Origin of the sequence: Saccharothrix sp. AJ9571 (assembly GCF_021725495.1) — a bacterium.
Lineage (GTDB): Bacteria > Actinomycetota > Actinomycetes > Mycobacteriales > Pseudonocardiaceae > Amycolatopsis > Amycolatopsis magusensis.
Map to the genome: position 1 here is coordinate 2332263 of NZ_CP091382.1, position 18563 is coordinate 2350825.

17 protein-coding genes are annotated in these 18563 nt (G+C 69.3%); 10 read left to right on the top strand and 7 right to left on the bottom strand.

Going from position 1 to position 18563, the window contains the following annotated elements; genetic code table 11:
- Nucleotides 1-58 precede the first annotated feature (58 nt).
- Complete coding sequence (locus tag L3Q67_RS10200) at nucleotides 59-1096, bottom strand: PI-PLC domain-containing protein (protein ID WP_499189283.1); 1038 nt, start codon at nucleotides 1094-1096, stop codon at nucleotides 59-61.
- A 59-nt stretch (nucleotides 1097-1155) separates the two neighbouring features.
- Here L3Q67_RS10200 and L3Q67_RS10205 point away from each other — a divergent pair, with 59 nt between their 5' ends.
- The 7 genes from L3Q67_RS10205 to L3Q67_RS10235 all read left to right on the top strand — a co-directional run bounded on the left by L3Q67_RS10205 (nucleotide 1156) and on the right by L3Q67_RS10235 (nucleotide 7824).
- On the top strand, nucleotides 1156-2370 hold the full coding sequence (locus L3Q67_RS10205; RefSeq protein ID WP_499189284.1) for a putative GNAT family N-acetyltransferase: 1215 nt from the start codon (nucleotides 1156-1158) through the stop codon (nucleotides 2368-2370).
- 68 nt (nucleotides 2371-2438) lie between these two features.
- Nucleotides 2439-3185 (top strand): MerR family transcriptional regulator, encoded by a 747-nt coding sequence (locus tag L3Q67_RS10210; protein WP_499189285.1) that lies wholly within the window; start codon nucleotides 2439-2441, stop codon nucleotides 3183-3185.
- A gap of 94 nt (nucleotides 3186-3279) precedes the next feature.
- The gene (locus L3Q67_RS10215; protein WP_499189286.1) at nucleotides 3280-4476 is read left to right on the top strand and encodes an ATP-binding protein; all 1197 of its coding nucleotides are present in this window, start codon (nucleotides 3280-3282) and stop codon (nucleotides 4474-4476) included.
- Nucleotides 4477-4731: 255 nt separating this feature from the next.
- Nucleotides 4732-4881: a hypothetical protein gene (locus L3Q67_RS10220; RefSeq protein ID WP_020669193.1), complete on the top strand. Its 150-nt coding sequence runs from the start codon at nucleotides 4732-4734 to the stop codon at nucleotides 4879-4881.
- Nucleotides 4882-5214: 333 nt separating this feature from the next.
- Nucleotides 5215-6162: a bifunctional helix-turn-helix transcriptional regulator/GNAT family N-acetyltransferase gene (locus tag L3Q67_RS10225; protein WP_499189287.1), complete on the top strand. Its 948-nt coding sequence runs from the start codon at nucleotides 5215-5217 to the stop codon at nucleotides 6160-6162.
- Between the two features lie 70 nt (nucleotides 6163-6232).
- Nucleotides 6233-6592 carry a YciI family protein gene (locus tag L3Q67_RS10230; protein WP_499189288.1) on the top strand — a complete coding sequence of 120 codons (360 nt, stop codon included), beginning with the start codon at nucleotides 6233-6235 and terminating at the stop codon, nucleotides 6590-6592.
- A gap of 5 nt (nucleotides 6593-6597) precedes the next feature.
- Complete coding sequence (locus tag L3Q67_RS10235) at nucleotides 6598-7824, top strand: RNA polymerase sigma factor (protein WP_499189289.1); 1227 nt, start codon at nucleotides 6598-6600, stop codon at nucleotides 7822-7824.
- Nucleotides 7825-8165: 341 nt separating this feature from the next.
- Here L3Q67_RS10235 and mctP read toward each other — a convergent pair whose 3' ends face one another.
- Both mctP and L3Q67_RS10245 read right to left on the bottom strand, forming a co-directional pair.
- Complete coding sequence (mctP, locus tag L3Q67_RS10240) at nucleotides 8166-9809, bottom strand: sodium:solute symporter family protein (protein WP_499189290.1); 1644 nt, start codon at nucleotides 9807-9809, stop codon at nucleotides 8166-8168.
- A complete protein-coding gene (locus L3Q67_RS10245) occupies nucleotides 9806-10087 on the bottom strand; it encodes a DUF3311 domain-containing protein (protein WP_209663521.1) in 282 nt (93 codons plus the stop codon). The genes mctP and L3Q67_RS10245 overlap by 4 nt, the downstream gene beginning before the upstream one ends.
- A gap of 171 nt (nucleotides 10088-10258) precedes the next feature.
- Between L3Q67_RS10245 and L3Q67_RS10250 the strand changes: the two genes are divergently transcribed.
- The 3 genes from L3Q67_RS10250 to L3Q67_RS10260 all read left to right on the top strand — a co-directional run bounded on the left by L3Q67_RS10250 (nucleotide 10259) and on the right by L3Q67_RS10260 (nucleotide 13675).
- Entirely contained in the window at nucleotides 10259-11137 is an 879-nt protein-coding gene (locus L3Q67_RS10250; protein ID WP_499191489.1) for a septum formation family protein, read from the top strand.
- Between the two features lie 130 nt (nucleotides 11138-11267).
- The gene (locus L3Q67_RS10255) at nucleotides 11268-12884 is read left to right on the top strand and encodes an alpha/beta hydrolase (RefSeq protein WP_499189291.1); all 1617 of its coding nucleotides are present in this window, start codon (nucleotides 11268-11270) and stop codon (nucleotides 12882-12884) included.
- Between the two features lie 518 nt (nucleotides 12885-13402).
- Nucleotides 13403-13675 (top strand): helix-turn-helix domain-containing protein, encoded by a 273-nt coding sequence (locus L3Q67_RS10260; RefSeq protein WP_499189292.1) that lies wholly within the window; start codon nucleotides 13403-13405, stop codon nucleotides 13673-13675.
- Between the two features lie 3 nt (nucleotides 13676-13678).
- Here the strand turns inward: L3Q67_RS10260 and L3Q67_RS10265 are convergent, their stop codons facing one another.
- The 4 genes from L3Q67_RS10265 to L3Q67_RS10280 form a co-directional block, all read right to left on the bottom strand.
- A complete protein-coding gene (locus tag L3Q67_RS10265; RefSeq protein ID WP_499189293.1) occupies nucleotides 13679-14257 on the bottom strand; it encodes an EndoU domain-containing protein in 579 nt (192 codons plus the stop codon).
- 38 nt (nucleotides 14258-14295) lie between these two features.
- Nucleotides 14296-15618, bottom strand: coding sequence for a hypothetical protein (locus L3Q67_RS10270; protein ID WP_499189294.1), 1323 nt, complete (start codon nucleotides 15616-15618; stop codon nucleotides 14296-14298).
- A 17-nt stretch (nucleotides 15619-15635) separates the two neighbouring features.
- Nucleotides 15636-16250: an ABC transporter ATP-binding protein gene (locus L3Q67_RS10275; RefSeq protein WP_423577029.1), complete on the bottom strand. Its 615-nt coding sequence runs from the start codon at nucleotides 16248-16250 to the stop codon at nucleotides 15636-15638.
- 176 nt (nucleotides 16251-16426) lie between these two features.
- Nucleotides 16427-18250 (bottom strand): phosphoenolpyruvate carboxykinase (GTP), encoded by a 1824-nt coding sequence (locus tag L3Q67_RS10280; protein ID WP_499189295.1) that lies wholly within the window; start codon nucleotides 18248-18250, stop codon nucleotides 16427-16429.
- Nucleotides 18251-18563: the final 313 nt, after the last annotated feature.

Here is an 18563-nt window from a genome sequence, read left to right on the forward strand (position 1 = left end):
TCCGGTCTCACGCCTTATGGGGCTTTCTAGTCCTGAGGCTAGAAAGCCCCATACTCCGTTAGCGAGTGGAATACGCGCGCGGCAGCTTGAACCCGCGCTCGGCGGCGACCTCGCGGAGCCGGTCCGGGTAGTCGGTGATGATGCCGTCCACGCCGTCGTCGATCAGCTTGTGCATGGTCGGCTTGTCGTTGATGGTCCACGGCACCACCTTCAGCCCCGCCCGGTGGGCCTCGTCGACCAGCGCCTTCGTGGTGAACGGCAGGTAGTTCGGGTCGGTCACCGAGCCGCCCTGCGGGTTGCCGTGCACCGGCGAAAGCGCGCTCGCGCCGAACGACTTCACCGCGCGCACCGGGCTGCCGCCGAAGTCGTCGATGTCCAGCCCGCCCAGCCACGGCGACTTGCCGGGCTGTCCGACCTGCAGGAATTCCGGCTGGGTCAGGGCGACCGTCTTCAGCCAGGGCGCGGTCCGGCGCATCAGCATCAGCGCGCCCCAGTCGAAGCTCTGGACGGTGGTGTGGTGGGCGAACCCGGAGAAGGTGATCTCGCGCGCGGCCCGCTCGACGAACTGCTCGCGCGGCGCGGTCTCGTGCGGCGCGGCCGCCTCCACCTTGGTTTCGATGTTGAACCGGACGCCCCAGGCGCGGTGGTCGCGCGCCAGGTCGAACACCTCACGCAGGGTCGGCATCTTCGCACCCGGTGAGAGCTGCTGGCCCGGGTGGTTCGGCTGCTTCTGCGAGCCGCAGTCCAGGGTTCGGACCTGCGCGAAGGTCAGATCCTTGACGTACTTGCCCGCGTAGGGGAACGCCGGGTCGCCGGGGAAGGCGGGCTGGGTGTCGGCGCACTTCGCCGGGTTCGTCTTGCGGTCGTGGGTGACCACCTCCCGGCCGTCCTTGGTGATCTGGATGTCCAGCTCCAGCGTGGTGACGCCCAGTTCCAAGGCGGTGGAGAAGGCGGCGAGCGTGCCTTCGACGGTGAGCCCGATCCCGCCGCGGTGCGCCTGGATGTCGAAGTCCTTGCGGGGGTGCGCCTGCGCGGCGGAGCCGCCGAGCACGGTCACGGCCAGAGCCGCGACCAGCGCTTTGGGGAGGATTCTCATGGCTGGCGAGCTAACCAGGCCAAGGCGACCACGAGGTGAACCCTGGGAAGATCATCGCCATGACCGAATTCACCGTCCGCCGGACGCAGGAGCACGAACGCCGACCGGCGCAGAGCACGGTCGCCGGGGCACTGCACTCCCCGCCGCTCACCGACGAGCAGTGGGCGATCGCCCGGCACGCGTTCCCCTCCGAGCGGACCTGGGCCGCGTTCGAGGGCGCGCGGCCGATCGGGATGACCGTGTCCGCCGCCGTCGACCTGGCGGTTCCGGGTGGCCGGGTGCCCGCGGCGGCGGTGGCCTGGGTGGGCGTCCGGGCGGACCGCACGCGACGCGGCGTGGTCTCCGAACTGCTGACCACGCAACTGCGGGAGTGCCGTGAACGCGGTGAACCGGCGGCGGTGCTGCACGCCAGCGAGGCCACGATCTACGGCCGCTTCGGTTACGGCGTCTCGTGCCAGGTCAAGCACGTGATGGTCGACCGCACGCGGGCGCGGCTGCGGGCGGACGTGCCGGTGACCGGCTCGGTGCGCCTGGTGTCCGAAGCCGAAGCGAGGACCGTGCCGCGTGAGCTGTACTCGCGGATGGGCCCGCACCGGCCGGGCATGATCACGCGCGGCGAAGGGTGGTGGCGGTGGAACCACGACCGCATCCTCGACCGCGACGACTACCTGGTCGCCGTCCACCAGGACCACCAGGGAGTGGATGACGGGTTCGTCACCTACCGCCCCAGATCGCTCGGCACCTTCGACCAGCCCGCCTCGGGCGAGGCACTGGACGTCCGCGACCTGCACGCCGCGAACCCCGGAGCCCTCGCCGGGCTGTGGCGGTTCCTGCTGTCGGTCGACTTGGTGGTGAAGATCCGCCTGAAGTCCCGGCCGATCGACGAGCCGATCGACCTGATGCTGGAGAACCCGCGCGCCGCGGAGGTCATGGCGATCCAGGACCACCTCTGGGTGCGGCTGACCGACGTGGCGCAAGCGCTTGCGTCCAGGGCATACGGCCACGCCGAGCCGGTGGTGCTCGAAGTGCGTGACGCCCGGCTGCCGGAGAACGCGGGCCGCTACCGGATCGGCCCGGAGGGTGCCGAGCGCACCGATGCCGACGCCGACCTCGACCTGGACGTCGACACCCTGGCGATGCTCTACCTCGGCGGCTTCCCGGCGAGCACGCTGGCGGGGATCGGGCGGCTCCATGCCCGCGACCCCGAGGCGCTGACCAGAGCGGACGCCCTCTTCCGCAGTGCCACGCCGCCCTGGTGCGGAACGGATTTCTGATTCCGGGTTGACCTTGACGCTGCGTCAACTTCTACCGTGGAACACGAGGTCGCGAAGGGGTGGGAGCAGTGGAGTGGTCCATCCAGGACATCGCACGCACGGCCGGGACCACCAGCCGGACCCTGCGCCACTACGGGCAGGTCGGGCTGCTGGAACCGACGCGCGTCGGGTCCAACGGTTATCGCTACTACGACGAACGGGCACTGGTGCGCCTGCAGCGGATCCTGCTGCTGCGCGAACTGGGGCTCGGGCTGCCCGCCATCGCCGAGGTGCTGGCCGGGCAGCAGGACCCCGCCGCGGCCTTGCGCACCCACCTGGAGCTGCTCGAACGGGAACGCGAGCGGCTCGGGCGGCAGATCGAATCGGTGCGCACGACCCTGCGGAAGACGGAAGGAGGTGAGCAACTGATGGCGGAAGAGGTCTTCGACGGGTTCGACAACGCCCAGTACAAGGACGAGGTCGTCGAACGCTGGGGCAAGGACGCCTACGAGAAGGGCGATCGCTGGTGGCGTTCGCTGAGCGACGCCGAGAAGAAGGCGTTCCAGCAGGAACAGGTCGATATCGCCCGCGACTTCGCCGACGCGATGCGGGCGGGGGAGCCTGCCGACGGCGAGGTCGCGCAGGCGATCACCCGGCGCCAGCACGACTGGCTGGCCAAGACGGTGGAAGTGAGCATGTGCTACTTCATCGGCCTGGGTGAGATGTACGTGTCGGACGAGCGCTTCACAGCGACCTACGACCAGCACGGCAAGGGGAACGCGGCGTACATCCGCGACGCGATGAAGGTCTACGGGGAGCGGAACCTCACCGATTAGGCCGGTGGCCAGGGCTGCAGACCTGGCCACGACACGCCTTGCTATTTCTGCCCGATTATCGCTGGCACGCTAGAAAGCCCGATACGGTGCCGGAGTGGACCCCATCCGCAACCCGTTCGCTCCCGGCGCCGGGCAGCGCCCGCCCGAGCTCGCGGGGCGGGAGCGGGAACTGCACGCCTTCGAAGTGGTGCTGGAACGGGTCGCCCGCGGACGTCCGGAGCGCAGCCTGATGCTGACCGGCCTGCGGGGCGTCGGCAAGACCGTGTTGCTCGGGGAACTGCGCTCGATGGCCGTCAAACGCGGCTGGGGCGCGGGCAAGATCGAGGCCCGGCCCGACACCGAACTGCGGCGGCCGTTGTCCGCCGCGTTGCACCGGGCGATCCGCGACCTGGCCGTCCGCCACCGCGCGCCGGACCGGGTGGAATCGGTGCTGGGCGTGCTCAAGGCGTTCGCCCTGCGGGCCGCGAAACCGGATGCGAAGCTGCGCGACCGCTGGCAGCCGGGCATCGACGTGCCCGCCGCGCAGGGCCGCGCGGACTCCGGTGACATCGAGATCGACCTGGTGGAGCTGTTCACCGATGTCGCCGAACTGGCCGCGGACGTCGGCACCGGGGCCGCGCTGCTGATCGACGAGATCCAGGACCTCAACGCGGAAGACGTCTCGGCGCTGTGCGCGGCCTGCCACGAGCTGTCCCAGTCGGGGGCGCCGCTGGTGGTCGTCGGGGCCGGGCTGCCGCACGTGCCCGCGGTGCTTTCGGCGTCGAAGTCCTACTCGGAGCGGCTCTTCCGGTACGCCCGGATCGATCGGCTGGACCGCGAGGACGCCGATCGCGCGGTACTCGCCCCGATCGACCGGGAGGACGCGGGGATCGAACCGGAGGCGCTGGACGCCCTGTTCGACGCCTCGGGCGGTTATCCGTACTTCATCCAGGCGTACGCGAAGGCCGCGTGGGACGCCGCGCCGGACGATCCGATCACCGTCAAGGACGTGCAGGTCGCCGCGCCGGAGGCGGAGTCGGAGCTGGCGGTCGGGTTCTTCGGCTCGCGGTACGAGCGCGCGACCCCGGCGGAACGCGAATACCTGCTGGCGATGGCCGAGCTGACGCAGGGCCGTGACGAGGCGGCGAGCACCTCGGATGTGGCCGTCTACCTGGGCCGCAAGCCGTCAAGCTTGTCGCCGGCGCGGGACAGCCTGATGAAGAAGGGCCTGGTGTACTCGGCCGAACGCGGCCGGATCGCCTTCACCGTCCCGCACTTCGGCCACTACCTGCTCAGCCGCATCGACGACTGAACCCCTTCCCGCTTGACGCCTGCTGGACCTAGTCGCGTCTGCGGCTTTATAGCGATTTTCCAATATTTGGCGAGATAGCCCGAGAGGGCAACCGGGCTCGCTTGGTTCGTCGGATCTACTCCTTGTTTGCCGATGATTCATCGGCTCGTGCGCCAGATCACCGGATAATCATTGGAGATCCTGGGCAAAGTGCGGCATACTAGACGACGTAAGCCGAGAGATCCAGCGAAACCCTTGAAGGGGATGCAGACACCGATGAACAACATCGCCGCCAAGCTCCGTGCCCGCCGCGCCGAGGCTCGCACTCGCCGGGCGCTGAACCGGGCGATCGACACCGCGGCCACCGCGACCGTTCGTCAGGAGCTCATCGCGATCGCCCAGGCCCGTCAGCCCCACATGCGCTGACCCCTCGTGGGCTGGGTGGTATTTCACCCACACGAGTGACGTAGAACACAATACGACCGGGGTGTAACGCCACACGACCAGGCGTCGATACCCCCAATGACCCCGTGATGCTGGCGGACCCCCGACCTGGCAGCATCACGGGGTTTCCATGTTTGGGCTCGCCTTTGGCATCGCCCTTCCCGGATGCCGTGAGCTGCGTGTTTCCCGGGGGGCCGAGCCCCCCGGACCCCCACGGTGCGAGTTCCTTGCGCTGGCGGGCGCTGGGCCTGTTGGCGAGGAACCAACGGCGGTCCGGTAATCGGAGTTCCCTGGTGGGGGACTCCTTGTGGCTTAATGGTTGACTTCGTCATTGAGTTTTGTTGTGGTTGTCAGGTGAATCGGGTGCGGGAAGTTCGGGCGTTCAACCGGCTGTATACGAGAGTGATCGGCGTGCTGGACGAGGGGCCGGTGGGGGCGGAGTACTCGCTGCCGGAGTCCAGGGTGCTGTTCGAGCTGGCGCGGCGCGAGTGGAGCGAGGTCGGCGAGCTGCGCCGGGTGCTGGGGCTCGACGCGGGGTACGCGAGCCGGTTGCTGGGACGCCTTGAGAGTCGCGCGCTGCTGGTGCGGGAGCGCAGTGCCGAGGACGCGCGGCGGCAGATCGTCCGGCTGACCGATCAGGGCCGTGAGGTGTTCGCGGAGCTGGATCGGCGCAGTTCGGAGCAGATCGGCGCGTTGCTGGGCCGATTCGGTGAGGATCGCCAGCTCGAGTTGCTGGACGCGATGCGCACGATCACCCGGATCGTCGGCGGGGAGCACGATCCGACGGTGGTGCTGCGGGCGCCCCGGGCCGGGGACCTGGGCTGGGTGGTGCACCGCCACGGCGCGGTGTACACGAAGGAACACGGGTGGAACGACGGGTTCGAGTCGCTGGTGGCGCGGGTGGTGTCCGACTACCTGGCTGACCGCGACCCGGCTCGTGAGGCGGCGTGGATCGCCGAGTTGGACGGCGAGCGGGTCGGATCGATCATGTGCACCCGCGGCTCGGATGAGCAGACGGCCAAGTTGCGGTTGTTGCTGGTCGAGCCGAGCGCGCGCGGGCACGGGGTCGGGGGGCGGCTGGTCAGCGAATGCGTGGCGTTCGCGCGGTCGACCGGGTACACCTCGATGGAGTTGTGGACGGTGAGCCTGCTGGCCTCGGCTCGCCGGATCTACCAGGCAGCGGGGTTCGAGCTGGTCGACGAGCAGCCGACCAGCGATTTCGGGCCCGTGGTGACCGGGCAGACCTGGCGGCTGAAGTTGTAGCGGACGCGCTGTCGATTCCGGCCGGGGTTCGTTCGTCTCCAGTGCACCCGACCACCAAGGAGGCAACCACATGCCCGACTACCTCGGCCTGATCCGCCGCGAAGAAAAGAGCGTGGAGGACCTGAGCCCCGACGAGGCACAGCGCGTGCTCGAGTCGTACATCGCCTGGACGGACCGGATGGCGCAGGAGGGACGCCTGCGCGACAGCCACCCGCTGACCAGGAGCGGGCGCCTGCTGCGGCGCTCCGGTGACGCGCTGACCACCACCGACGGGCCGCACACCGAGTCCGCCGAAATCGTCGGCGGGTACGTCACCATCACCGCCGACGACTACGACCAGGCTGCGAAGATCTTCGGCACCCACCCGCACCTGCGGTTCGGGCCGATCGAGGTGCGCAAGATCGCCGACGAGAGCTGCTCGGAGGAGTAGCACCGATGAGCGACACGGCCGGCGTGGTGGAGCACCTGTTCCGGCACAGCGCCGGGCAGATCACCGCCACGCTGGCCCGGTCGCTCGGCCCGGCCCGGCTGGACCTCGCCGAGGAAGCCGTGGCCGACGCGATCGAGCAGGCGTTGCGCACCTGGCCGCATCACGGCGTGCCGGACAACGCGCGCGGCTGGCTCTTCCGCGCCGCCCGCAACCGCGCGATCGACCTGCTGCGCCGCGAGGATTCGCTGCGGACCAAGCTCCCGCTGCTGCTCGAAGAGCTGGAGAAGCCCGCCGGTGCCGACGACGAGCTGACCATGATGGTGCTCTGCTGCCACCCCGAACTGCCCGTGCCCGCGCAGGTGGCGCTCACGCTGAAAACCGTGGGCGGGCTGGGCGTCCAAGAGATCGCCGCGGCCCTGCTGGACAAACCGGCCACCGTCGCGCAGCGGCTGGTGCGGGCCAAGCGCTGGCTGGCCGGGAGCGCGCAGCCGTTCGAACTGCCCGTGCCGATCGAGTCCAGAGTGGACAGTGTGCTGGCGGTGCTCTACCTGTTGTTCAACGAGGGTTACCAGGCCAGCAGCGGGGAAGACGCGATCCGCGGCGAGTTGTGCGGCGAGGCCATCCGGCTGGCGAGGCTCGTGCTGGCCGATCGGCGTACCGACACGCCGCGGGCCCGGGCGTTGCTGGCGCTGATGTTGTTGCAGGCGAGCAGGTTGCCCGCCCGCGTGGACGCCGACGGCGACCTTTTGCTGTTGCACGAGCAGGACCGCGACAGGTGGAACCACACGATGATCGCCGAGGGAACCCGGTTGTTCGCCGCCGCCTGCACCGGCCCGGAGCTGTCGGCTTACCACGTGGAGGCGGCGATCGCCCTGAGCCACACCACCCCCGACACCGACTGGCCGCGCATCGTCGGCCTCTACGACCAGCTGCTCACGCTGCGCCCGTCACCGGTCGGCAAACTGAACCGGGCGATCGCCCTGGCCATGGCGGACGGCCCGGCCGCAGGCATCTCCGAGCTCGAACGCCTCCGGGACGAACCCCGGCTGGCCGCGTACCCACTGCTCCCAGCCGCCCTCGGCGCACTGTGGCTACTCGCCGGCGACCCGACGAACGCCGCCCACTACTACCGGGAGGCCCTTGCGCTCCCCGGCTCCGAGCCGCAACACCGCTTCCTACGCCGCCGCCTGACCACCTGCGACCCCCGGCGCGGCCAAGAGGCGATGCCGTGAATGTGGCTTTCACGGCACATTCCGCCGTGAAAGCCACATTCACGGCACCCCACCCCCACCCCCTCGCCGCCCCGCGCACCCGGGGGACACGAATGTGGCTTTGGGGGCGGATTCGGCCCCCAAAGCCACATTCGTGACACCGCCCCAGCCACCCACCGCAACCGCCCCACCACGCGACCGCCGCCCGGGGCACCCACCAGGAGCACCCGCCCAGACCCCCCACCTCACCCCGGTCCACAGCCAAAAACACGGCGGGGATGGCCTTGTCAAGGCATCATTCCCGCCTTGACAAGGCCATCCCCGCCGTAGTCACAATCAAAAACCGGGGCGAGGCCCCCTACCTAATGCACCCCCACCGCACGCAGATTCTTGTCGTGCTCATCGACGTGGTAATCCGGCCCGATGGTCTGGTCGGTGCCGTTGTTCACCTTCAGCCGCCGTGCCACCAGGGTGACCAGTACCGCCACCACCAGGTTCGCAGCCAGTACCACCACACCCACGTAGATCTGCACGGTCGAGCCGATGAACGGCTGCCAGCCGAACAGGTTGATCTTGTCCAGCGCCAGCGCGGACCCGCCGAAGTGCGCCTTGCCGCTGGCCGGGTTGGGGATGTTGTAGAGCAGGATCATCCCCCAGCCCATGCCGACCACCCAGCCGGCCACCAGCCCCCAGATGTGGAACCACCTGGTGTAGAGCGAAAGCGCCACCGCGGGCAGCGTCTGCAGGATGATCACACCGCCGATCAGCTGCAGGTCGATGGAGAACTGCGGGTCGATGAACAGGATGAACGCCACCGCGCCGAACTTCACGATCAGCGAGGCGAGCTTGGCCTGCTTGGCCTCCTGCTTCGGCGAAGCGTCCTTCTTGATGAACTCCTTGTAGATGTTGCGCGTCCACAGGTTCGCCGCGGCGATGGACATGATCGCGGCGGGCACCAGCGCGCCGATGCCGATGGCGGCGAAGGCGATGCCGGTGAACCACGACGGGAACTGCTCGGCGAACAGCTGCGGGATGATCGTGTTGCCGTCCGGCCGCCCGGTGGCCTCGTTGGTGATCGGCTTCGTGCCCGCGGCGATCGCCACGAACCCGAGCAGCGCCAGCAGGCCGAGCAGCAGCGAGTAGGCGGGCAGCGCGGACATGTTCCGCTTGATCACCGTTCGCCCGCGCGAAGCGAGCACGCCGGTCACCGAGTGCGGGTAGAGGAACAGCGCCAGCGCCGAGCCGAAGGCCAGGGTCGCGTACTGCAACTGGTTGTTGACGTTGAGGAAGATGCCGTCCGACGCCGACGGGGTGGCGTCGAACTTGGCGTCCGCCGCGCTGAAGATCGACGCCCAGCCACCCAGCTTGCTCGGCAGGTACAGCACCGCGACCAGGATGACGATGTAGATCAGGATGTCCTTGACGAACGCGATCAGCGCCGGCGCCCGGAGCCCGGACTGGTAGGTGTAGACCGCCAGGATGACGAAGGCGATCAGCAGCGGCAGGTGCCCGAGGAAGCCGCTGGCGTTGAAGCCGAGCGTGCGCAGCACCGACTCGAGGCCGACCAGCTGCAGCGCGATGTAGGGCATCGTGGCGACGATGCCGGTGACCGCGATCAGCGTGGCCAGGATCGACGAGCCGTAGCGGCCCTTCACGAAGTCGGCCGGGGTGACGTAGCCGTGCGAGCGCGACACCGACCACAACCGCAGCAGTGGCAGGAAGACGATCGGGTAGGCGACGATCGTGTAGGGCAGCGCGTAGAAGCCGACGGCACCGGCGCCGAACAGCAGCGCGGGCACGGCGACGAAGGTGTAGGCGGTGTAGAGGTCACCGCCGATGAGGAACCAGGTGACCCACGAGCCGAACTTGCGCCCGCCGAGGCCCCATTCGTCGAGGTGGTCGAGGGTGTCCCCGGCCTTCCACCGGGAGGCCACGAAGCCCAGCACGGTGACCACCGCGAAGAGCAGGACGAAGATGATCAGTTCCGGCCACTGGATGGTGCTCACCGGGCGCTCCCTTCGTCCAGCTCGTCCACATCGGACTCGGGCTGCCCGGTCCGGCTGGTCGGCTTGTCCTTGGTCATCAGGTAGACCGCGGTGGTGCACAGCACCCCGACCGCGATGCCGGCGAACTGGAACCAGTAGAAGAACGGCATCCCGAACAGCCGGGGTTCTTCGAAGTTGTAGAGCGGGGTGATCACGACCCACAACGGGATGATCAGCAGCAGGTTCCACGGGCTGAACACCAGCCCGGAAACCCGGCCCCCGGGCTTACCGGTCGACATGTGGCCTCACCAAACTCCTCATCGAGCGCTCCACAGGCGGAGATCGCGTTGACCTTAGAACCTCCGCCCCCGTGCGTCACCCATGTCCGGTATCGATTTGCTCATAGGGACCGCGAGCTGGGGAAAGCCGTCGGATAGGGTCGGGCGCGAACCTGAGCGGGGGTGGCTGATATGGCGTCGCTGGCACGATCGACCGGGAGACGGCTGTCCTTCGGGCTGCTCGCCGCCGCGCTCGTGGTCTCGGGCTGCGCCACCGAGGTGGGCGGCCGGGCGCTGGCCGGGGGCACGGCGGACGAACAGTCCCCCGCCGCGAAGGCCCCCGCACCCAGCAAGGACCCGGTCGCCGAGCCGGGCCAGTGCGTGCTCGGGTCCAGCCCCGCCCCGGTCGACTGCGCGAAGCCGCACCACGTCGAGGTGACCAAGGCCGGCACCTTCGGCGCGGACCTGCCCGCCACGCGCCCGGACGCCGCGGTGATCTTCAAGGCCGCGCTGCCGGAGTGCCGGGCCGAAGCGGCCAAGTTCCTCGGGAGCACCGACTTCGACGCCTCCACCCTGGCCGCCTGGATGCTCTGGGCGCCCGTCGACGACTGGGCCGCAGGCAATCGCTGGTACCGGTGCGGGGTGGCGCAGCTGGACCCCGACGGGAAAGCGGTCGAACGCACCGGCTCGATCAAAGGCGCGCTGTCCGGGGAGAAGTTCTTCGAATACCAGGTGTGCTCCTCGGTCAAACCGCTGGAAGCCGCGGTGAAACGGATCTCCTGCACCGAACCGCACCACGCGGAGGGTCTCCGCGTGGTCACCATGGGTAAACCCGGCGACCCGGTGCCGACCCCGGACGAATTCAATGCGGCCGCCCGCCCGGTCTGCGGTGAAACGCTCACCAAATACCTCGGCACCGCCACCCGGGACGACGTGGTCGCGACCTGGCGCTGGCCCAGCCAGACCGAATGGGAGCAGGGATTCACCAACCTGACCTGCTACGCGCAAACCGATGTCCCCGTGACCAAGAAGTTACGGAACCTCGGCGCCGCTCCGCTGCCGGTGGGTTAGCGGAATCCGACTAACGGCTGTTGCCGATGCCGTCGCGGACCGATATCAATGACCCGCCAATGACTTTTTCGCCGGCCTGGAAACGGGCAAAAGAGTGACCGGCACCTCGAAGAGACAAGTGGGGCAACACATGAAAAGACTGCGCACAGCCGTGGTCATCCCGATGGTGGCAGGCGGTCTGCTGGCCGGGGTCACCCCGGCGCCGGCCGATCCGGTCGCGGCGGGGGCGCAACCGCTGAACTCCACCGGCATCCCGGCCCAGTACGCCGACCAGGTGCTGAACTGGCACACCTGCACCGGTGACGAACTGCCCACCGCGCCGCCGCCGGGCGCCGAGGGCATCGAGTGCGCGACCTACCAGACACCGCGCAACTGGGACCGCGCCGCCGACAAGATCGACCTGACCATCGCGGTCAGCAGGCTCAAGGCGACCGGTGGCGAGGCGACCGCCAGCGTGATCACCAATCCCGGTGGTCCCGGCGCGCCCGGCCGCAGCTTCCCGACGCGCCTGCGCAACCAGGCCAAGCTGCGTGCCGGCCAGGAGGTCGTCGGCTTCGACCCGCGCGGCACCGGCAAGAGCACCAACATCACCTGCGGCGGGGCCATCGGCACCGGCGGCGACCTGGACCCGCGTGACCGGTCCAAGCCGAACCTGAACCTGATCCTGGACGCCACCAAGTACGCGGCGAACTCGTGCCAGGTGAAGTCCGGCGAGCTGGGCCCGCTGATCAACACCTACCAGACCACCCGCGACATCGACCTGCTGCGCGTGCTGCTCAAGCGCGACAAGATCAACTGGGTCGGGTACTCGGCGGGCACCTGGATGGGCGCGCACTACGCCACCCACTTCCCGAACCGCGTCGGCCGGTTCGTGCTGGACTCGGCCACCGAGTTCACCACCACCTGGCAGAAGTCGTTCGACTGGCAGCCGCTGGGCTTCGAGCGCCGCTGGCGCCAGGACTTCCTGCCGTGGCTGGCCAAGTACGACTCGGTCTACCACTTCGGCAGCACCGGTGAGGCCGCCCGCCAAACCTACGAGCAGGTCCGCGCCTCGCTCACGCAGAACCCGGTCGAGCTGGACGGCGAGAAGGTCAGCGCGGCGAAGTTCGACTCGACCATCCCCGGTTACCTCTACGCCAAGCGCAACTTCCCGGTGCTCGCCGAGTACCTGGTGGCCGTGCGCACGCTGACCGAGGGCAGCACCACCGCCGAGCAGAAGTCGGTGGCGGCGCAGAAGGTCAAGGCCGAGCAGTCCGGCAACGACGTGATCGGCCCGCAGCCGCTGATGGTGCCGACCGACTACGACGACGCCTACGACGCGAGCTTCTGGACCATCCCCTGCAACGAGGGCCCGTGGCCGGGCACCCGCAGCAGCGTGATCAAGCAGTCGCAGAAGCTGATCGACCAGGACCTGCCGCTGCTGGGCGCTGGCTGGCTGATCCAGCCGTGCATCTTCTGGAAGAACAAGCCGATCTCGCTGCCGAAGGTCAACGGCAAGGGCGTGCCGCCGGTGGTCATCGTGCAGTCGGTGCACGACCCGGCGACCCCGTTCGAGGGCGCGCAGCGCGCGCACGAGGCGTTCGCCAACTCGCGGATGCTGACCGTCACCGCCGAGGGTGACCACGGCATCTACGCCGGTGGCAACGCGCCGGTGGACAAGGTCGTGGAGGACTACCTGGTCGACGGCATCGTGCCTGCCGACCAGAGCCTGCCGGGCATGCCGCTTCCGGTGCCCGCCGGTGCGTAACCCCCGCTAGGACAACGAGCCTCTCCGAGGCTGTGGGATCAAGGCCCCGTCGAACTTCCGTTCGGCGGGGCTTTTCCGTGCGCGCATGGACGGTTGCTCGTACCGGAGCGCGCCGCTCGCCAGTACGAGCAGCGTCACGCCGAGTCCGAGGACCAGCAGCGCCAAACCTGCGATCACGATCTCCGACCTCCTCGCTGGGGATGATTCTGTGCCGGGCCGTTACTACACAGACGTGCGAGGTGGCCTGCCGGATACAAGATTTTGGGTGTCATTCCGGTTGCGGCCGAGTTACCCCCAACCTGTGCACAGAGTTGTCCACAGGTTGGGGATGGGTGTGGGCACCAGGCGCTGTCCTGTGAGTCTGGTCGATGGGCTTCGTGATCCAGGTGGTTCCTGGCGGTGCGGGCGGGTCGGCCTCGTACTGGCCGTACTCGGCCGAACTCGCCCGTGCCGCCAGGGGCCGCCTGGGCGCGGAGACCGCGACCTTGACTCGCAGGACAGCGCCTAGACTGGGTCGCATGGTGCGGGTTCCGTTGACCGAGGCAGAGCGAGTACGCGGCGAGCGGCTCGGCGCCGCGCTACGGGAAGCCCGTGGTGACCGGAGCATGGTCGAGGTGGCCGCGGAGGCCGGGATCTCGGTGGAAACCCTGCGCAAGATCGAGACCGGGCGCATCCCGACGCCCGCCTTCTTCACCGTCACCGCCATCGCCGCCGCCGTCCGGCTGCCGCTGGACGCGCTGCGCGAGGTCGCCGAGCCCGACGAGCCCCTGCCCAGCGTGAAAACGGCCTAGCGCTTACCCGGGTTGCAGGGCGGCCAGGATGTGCTGCCGGTCGTTCAGGAAGTGGAAGCCCGCCGGTGGGCGGTCGTAGACGTGGAGCAGGCGCTCCAGGTCGGAGTGCTCGTCCACGCTCAACGGCGTGCGCTCGGTGAACAGGTGCGCGGCGAGCACGTCCACCAGTTCTTCCCACTCCCCGGCCAGGTAGATCTCGTGGTAGTGCGTCAGCACCTCGATCGGCAGCCGGTTCGCCAGCTGGGCCAGCAGGCGTTCGGCGAAGAAACTGACCCGGCTCTCGGTGAGGTCGGCGACGGTTGGGTTGGCCGGGTCGGCGGCGGTGTCCGGATTGCGCACCACGCCGGGGCCCGCGGTCGGGAAGCCGGTGACCACCCGGCCGTCCGGCTCGACCAGCACCACGATCGACACCCCGTCCCGCACCCCGGACGCGCGCCAGCGGCCGTTGGGCAGCCGCCGCGGTGGTTCGTCCGGCTCGTTCGCCACGTCGGTGATCAACCGGAGGATCCGGCGACCACCCCACTCCGGCGGAAATTCGGTGGTCGCCCGCCGACCGGTCCCCGCCGCATGCCCCCCACCCACAGTGACTCCCTTCGCCGACGCGAGACTAACGCGGGGGCTCAGCGAAGGCAGGACCACGTGGTCAGGGCCAGAATCGCCACCACCGGACCGGGGCCGAAAGAACTCACTGTAAGTATCAGTGAGCCCACCACACCGAGGTCCGGTCCCCGCATCGCCTGAGTGACCAGCCGGACCGGCGCCTGGCCGAACGGGGTGTCCGTGACGACGAGGTTGTCGTAGGTCATCGGCGGCCGTGAAGCCGTGCGCAGCACCGAGGCCGCGGCGAGCGGCAGCACGAGCCACGCCGCCGGGCCGAACGAGACGCCGAGCAGCGCCACCACCAGCACGAGCACCAGCGCCCAGGCCAGTGCCAACCCGGCGAAGACCAGTGCGTACGCCGCCCGTAAGCGCAGGTCACGCTCGTCGAGCCAACGACGCAGGCCGAGGCCGCGCCAGAGCTCCCCGAGCCCGCCGCCGAACGGCATCAGCGCCGCGTACGCCGCGACCGCCACCACCGCGACCTCGGGCAATGCCGGGAAAGCGAGCCGCGCGACCCCGGCGGCGAGGGCGATCAGCACCGCTCCCGCGGCGTACCGGCGCCGCCCCAGCACCCCGGCCAGCGCGAGCCGCCAGATCGAGGTGACCCGCACGTCCACCGGCCTCGCCGAGGGCAACATCAGCAGTGGATCAAGGAAACTCACCGCAACCAGGCGAACCACCCGTTCGCGCCACGCCGAAACCAGCTCCGGCCGCCCTGCGGCCTCGGCCGCCACCGGCCGCAGGAGCGACCCGGACCCCCAGCCGACGACCACGGCGGCCAGCAGCAGCACCGCCCCGAAGGCCGACAGCACCACCGCCGGCGGGCCGGTCAGCGCCACCACCGCCCCCGCACCCGCCAGCGCGATCGGCCCGGCCGCGGTCCCCGTCTCGACCGGCCGCCGCGCGACCGCCAGCGTCAGCGCCGAACTCCCGCCCAGCAGAAGCCCCACGGCCGTCCACACCTCGGCGGACACGTCGTAGACGACACCGCCGAGCGCGGTGACGTAGCCGAGCGCGAGCAGCCAGCCCAGCCACACCCGCCAGACCCGCGCGCCCAGCACCGGCACGCGATCGCTGACGAGCCAGGTCAGCTCGGCGGGATCGGCCCAGCGGTACCCGCGCCGAAGCTGGGCGCGGGCGGACAGTCCGGACAGGACCAGCACCACCCCGGGCAGTGCGGAGCCGTCTCCTGTGGACCCGGTGGACTCGCCGAGCAGGAACTCCCGCCACCACGGCAGCTTGCCGAACGCGGTGGCCAGCGCGCCGATGCCGAAGACGACCAGGAAGCTGGTGGTGTCACCGCTGAAGACCCCGCCGAACCGCGGGCGGCCCGGGATCCGCACCCGGTCGAGCGTAGTGGTCACTCAGGACCGGGCATGGTGATCACCGTTTCGGCGGTCTCCAGCAGCGGCGGGTGGTGCGTGGCCACCACGATCGCGGCGCCGTCGTCCTTGGCCCGGCGCACCAGCCCGGCCAGCCAGTCACGGCCGTCGGCGTCGAGCGCGCGCTCCGGTTCGTCCAGCAGGAGCACCTCGAACGGCCGTGCGGTGGCGCCCAGCAGCATCAGCCGCCGCCGCTGCCCCGCCGAAAGACTGCCCGCGGCCACTCCGGCCCGTTCCGCCAGCCCGGCCTCCGCGAGCAATCGCGCACCGTCCACTTCGGTACCGAAGCTTCCGGCGAGCAGTTCCAGATGCTGCACCGGGGTGAGTTCGGCGAACACATCGGAATCGTCCAGCACCACCGAAACCCGCCGCCGGAACTCGACACTTCGCTCGTCGGGAATGCGGCCCGCGACCTCGACCCTTCCTTCGGCAGGCGCCTGCATACCGTAAAGAACGCGCAGCAGGGTGGATTTCCCGGCGCCGTTCGGCCCGACCAGCGCGAGGCACTCACCTGGACCCACCGCGCAGTCGAGCCCGCGGAACAGCCATTGCCTGCCCACGCGGATTCCCATGGATTCGGTGATGATCCCCATGCGGCGACCATACTCGCGATTCTCCTGCCGGAAACGAATAGCCCTTTTGGGCCGAAAACAAGGCCAAAAGGGCTATTCAGGCCGACAATCAACGGAGTCCGGCCGGAACCGGGTGCGAACTGCCCCACCGACGAAAAACGGCCCGCCGGTCGGGGCGGGCCGTTCTCGGTGTGCGCTCAGCCGAGGCGCTGGCGCAGCGACTCCAGCTCGTCATGCAGGTTCGAGGGCACCTTGTCGCCGATCTTGGCGAACCACTCCTCGATCAGCGGCAGCTCCTGGCGCCACTCCTCGGCGTCGACCCGCAGCGCCAGCTCGACGTCGGACTTCGGCTCCTCGATGCCGTCGATGTCCAGGTCGTCGGCGGTGGGCACGAAGCCGATCGGGGTCTCGGTGGCCGCGGCCTGACCCTCGATCCGGCCGATGACCCACTTCAGCACGCGCGAGTTCTCGCCGAACCCGGGCCACAGGAAGCGTTTGTCGTCGCCGCGGCGGAACCAGTTGACGTAGAAGATCTTCGGCAGCTTGGTCGCGTCGGCTTCCTTGCCCAGCGAGATCCAGTGCTTGAAGTAGTCGGCGGCGTGGTAGCCGAGGAAGGGCAGCATGGCCATCGGGTCGCGGCGCACCTCGCCGACCTTGCCCGCGGCGGCGGCGGTCTTCTCCGAGGACATGGTGGCGCCCATGAACACGCCGTGCTGCCAGTCGCGCGACTCGGTGACCAGCGGAACCGTGGTGGCGCGGCGGCCGCCGAAGAGGATCGCCGAGATCGGCACGCCCTTCGGGTCGTCCCACTCCGGCGCCAGGATCGGGCACTGCGACATCGGCGTGCAGTAGCGCGAGTTCGGGTGTGCGGCCTTCTCCTCCGAGTCCGGCGTCCACTCCTGCTTCGTCCAGGAGGTGGCGTGCTCGGGCCGGCCCTCCATGCCCTCCCACCAGATGTCGCCGTCGTCGGTCAGCGCGACGTTGGTGAACACCGAGTTGCCCTGCTCGATGGTGCGCATGGCGTTCGGGTTGGTGTGCCAGTTGGTGCCCGGCGCGACGCCGAAGAAGCCGAACTCCGGGTTGACCGCGTACAGGCGGCCGTCCTCACCGAAGCGCATCCAGGCGATGTCGTCACCCAGGGTCTCCACGCGCCAGCCCGGGATGGTCGGCTGGAGCATGGCCAGGTTGGTCTTGCCACAGGCGCTGGGGAAGGCCGCGGCGATGTAGTAGGCCTTGTCCTCGGGCGAGATGAGCTTGAGGATCAGCATGTGCTCGGCGAGCCAGCCCTCGTCACGGGCCATCACCGAGGCGATCCGCAGCGAGTAGCACTTCTTGCCGAGCAGCGAGTTGCCGCCGTAACCGGAGCCGTAGCTCCAGATCATCCGCTCCTCGGGGAAGTGGGTGATGTACTTGGTCGTGTTGCACGGCCACGGCACGTCCTGCTCACCCGGGTTGAGCGGGGCGCCGACCGAGTGCAGCGCGGGCACGAACTCGCGCTCGGTGCCGTCCTCGGTGACGAACTTGTCCAGCGCCGCCTGCCCCATCCTGGTCATCACGCGCATCGAGGCGACCACGTAGGCGAAGTCGGTGATCTCCACCCCGAGCTTCGGGTCGTCGTCGCCGAGCGGTCCCATGCAGAACGGGATGACGTACATCGTGCGACCCCGCATGCACCCGCGGTACAGCTCGGTCATGGTCGCCTTCATCTCACCGGGGTGCGCCCAGTTGTTCGTCGGCCCGGCGTCTTCCTCGCGCTCGGAACAGATGAACGTGCGCTCCTCGACGCGTGCCACGTCGTCCGGGTCGGAAGCGGCCCAGTACGAGTTCGGCTTCGCCTTCAGCGGCACGAAGGTGCCCGCTTCCACCAGTTCGGCGTTGATCCGCGCCGACTCCTCCTCGGAGCCGTCCACCCACACCACTCGGTCGGGGGTGGTCAGCTCCGCGACCTCCCGCACCCACGCCAGGACCTTCGAGTGCGTGGTGGGGGCGGCGTCGAGTCCGGGGATGGCTACTGCAGTCATCTCTTCTCCTGAACTCCGGCAAAAAAGCCCACACCGAACTCTCGTCCGGGGCGGGCTCCTTCGCCGGCGACCGAATGGCTTCGCACACCGGCCGCGGGACCGGTGTGCTGATTTGGGGATTCTTGGAGGGTAACCGGATGGACGGCAAGTAACCGAGGGGTGGCCTGTCGGTTCTCTCACAGGAACGATAAGGGAATCGATTCAGTTGTCGCCGGAACGGAGGAACGGCAAAGTTCTTCCTGTGCCGGGCCGTCGAGTTGCCGCTTCCGCGACTCGAGAAAAGTGCGCTGCGTCTCACTCGAACGCGCGTTAT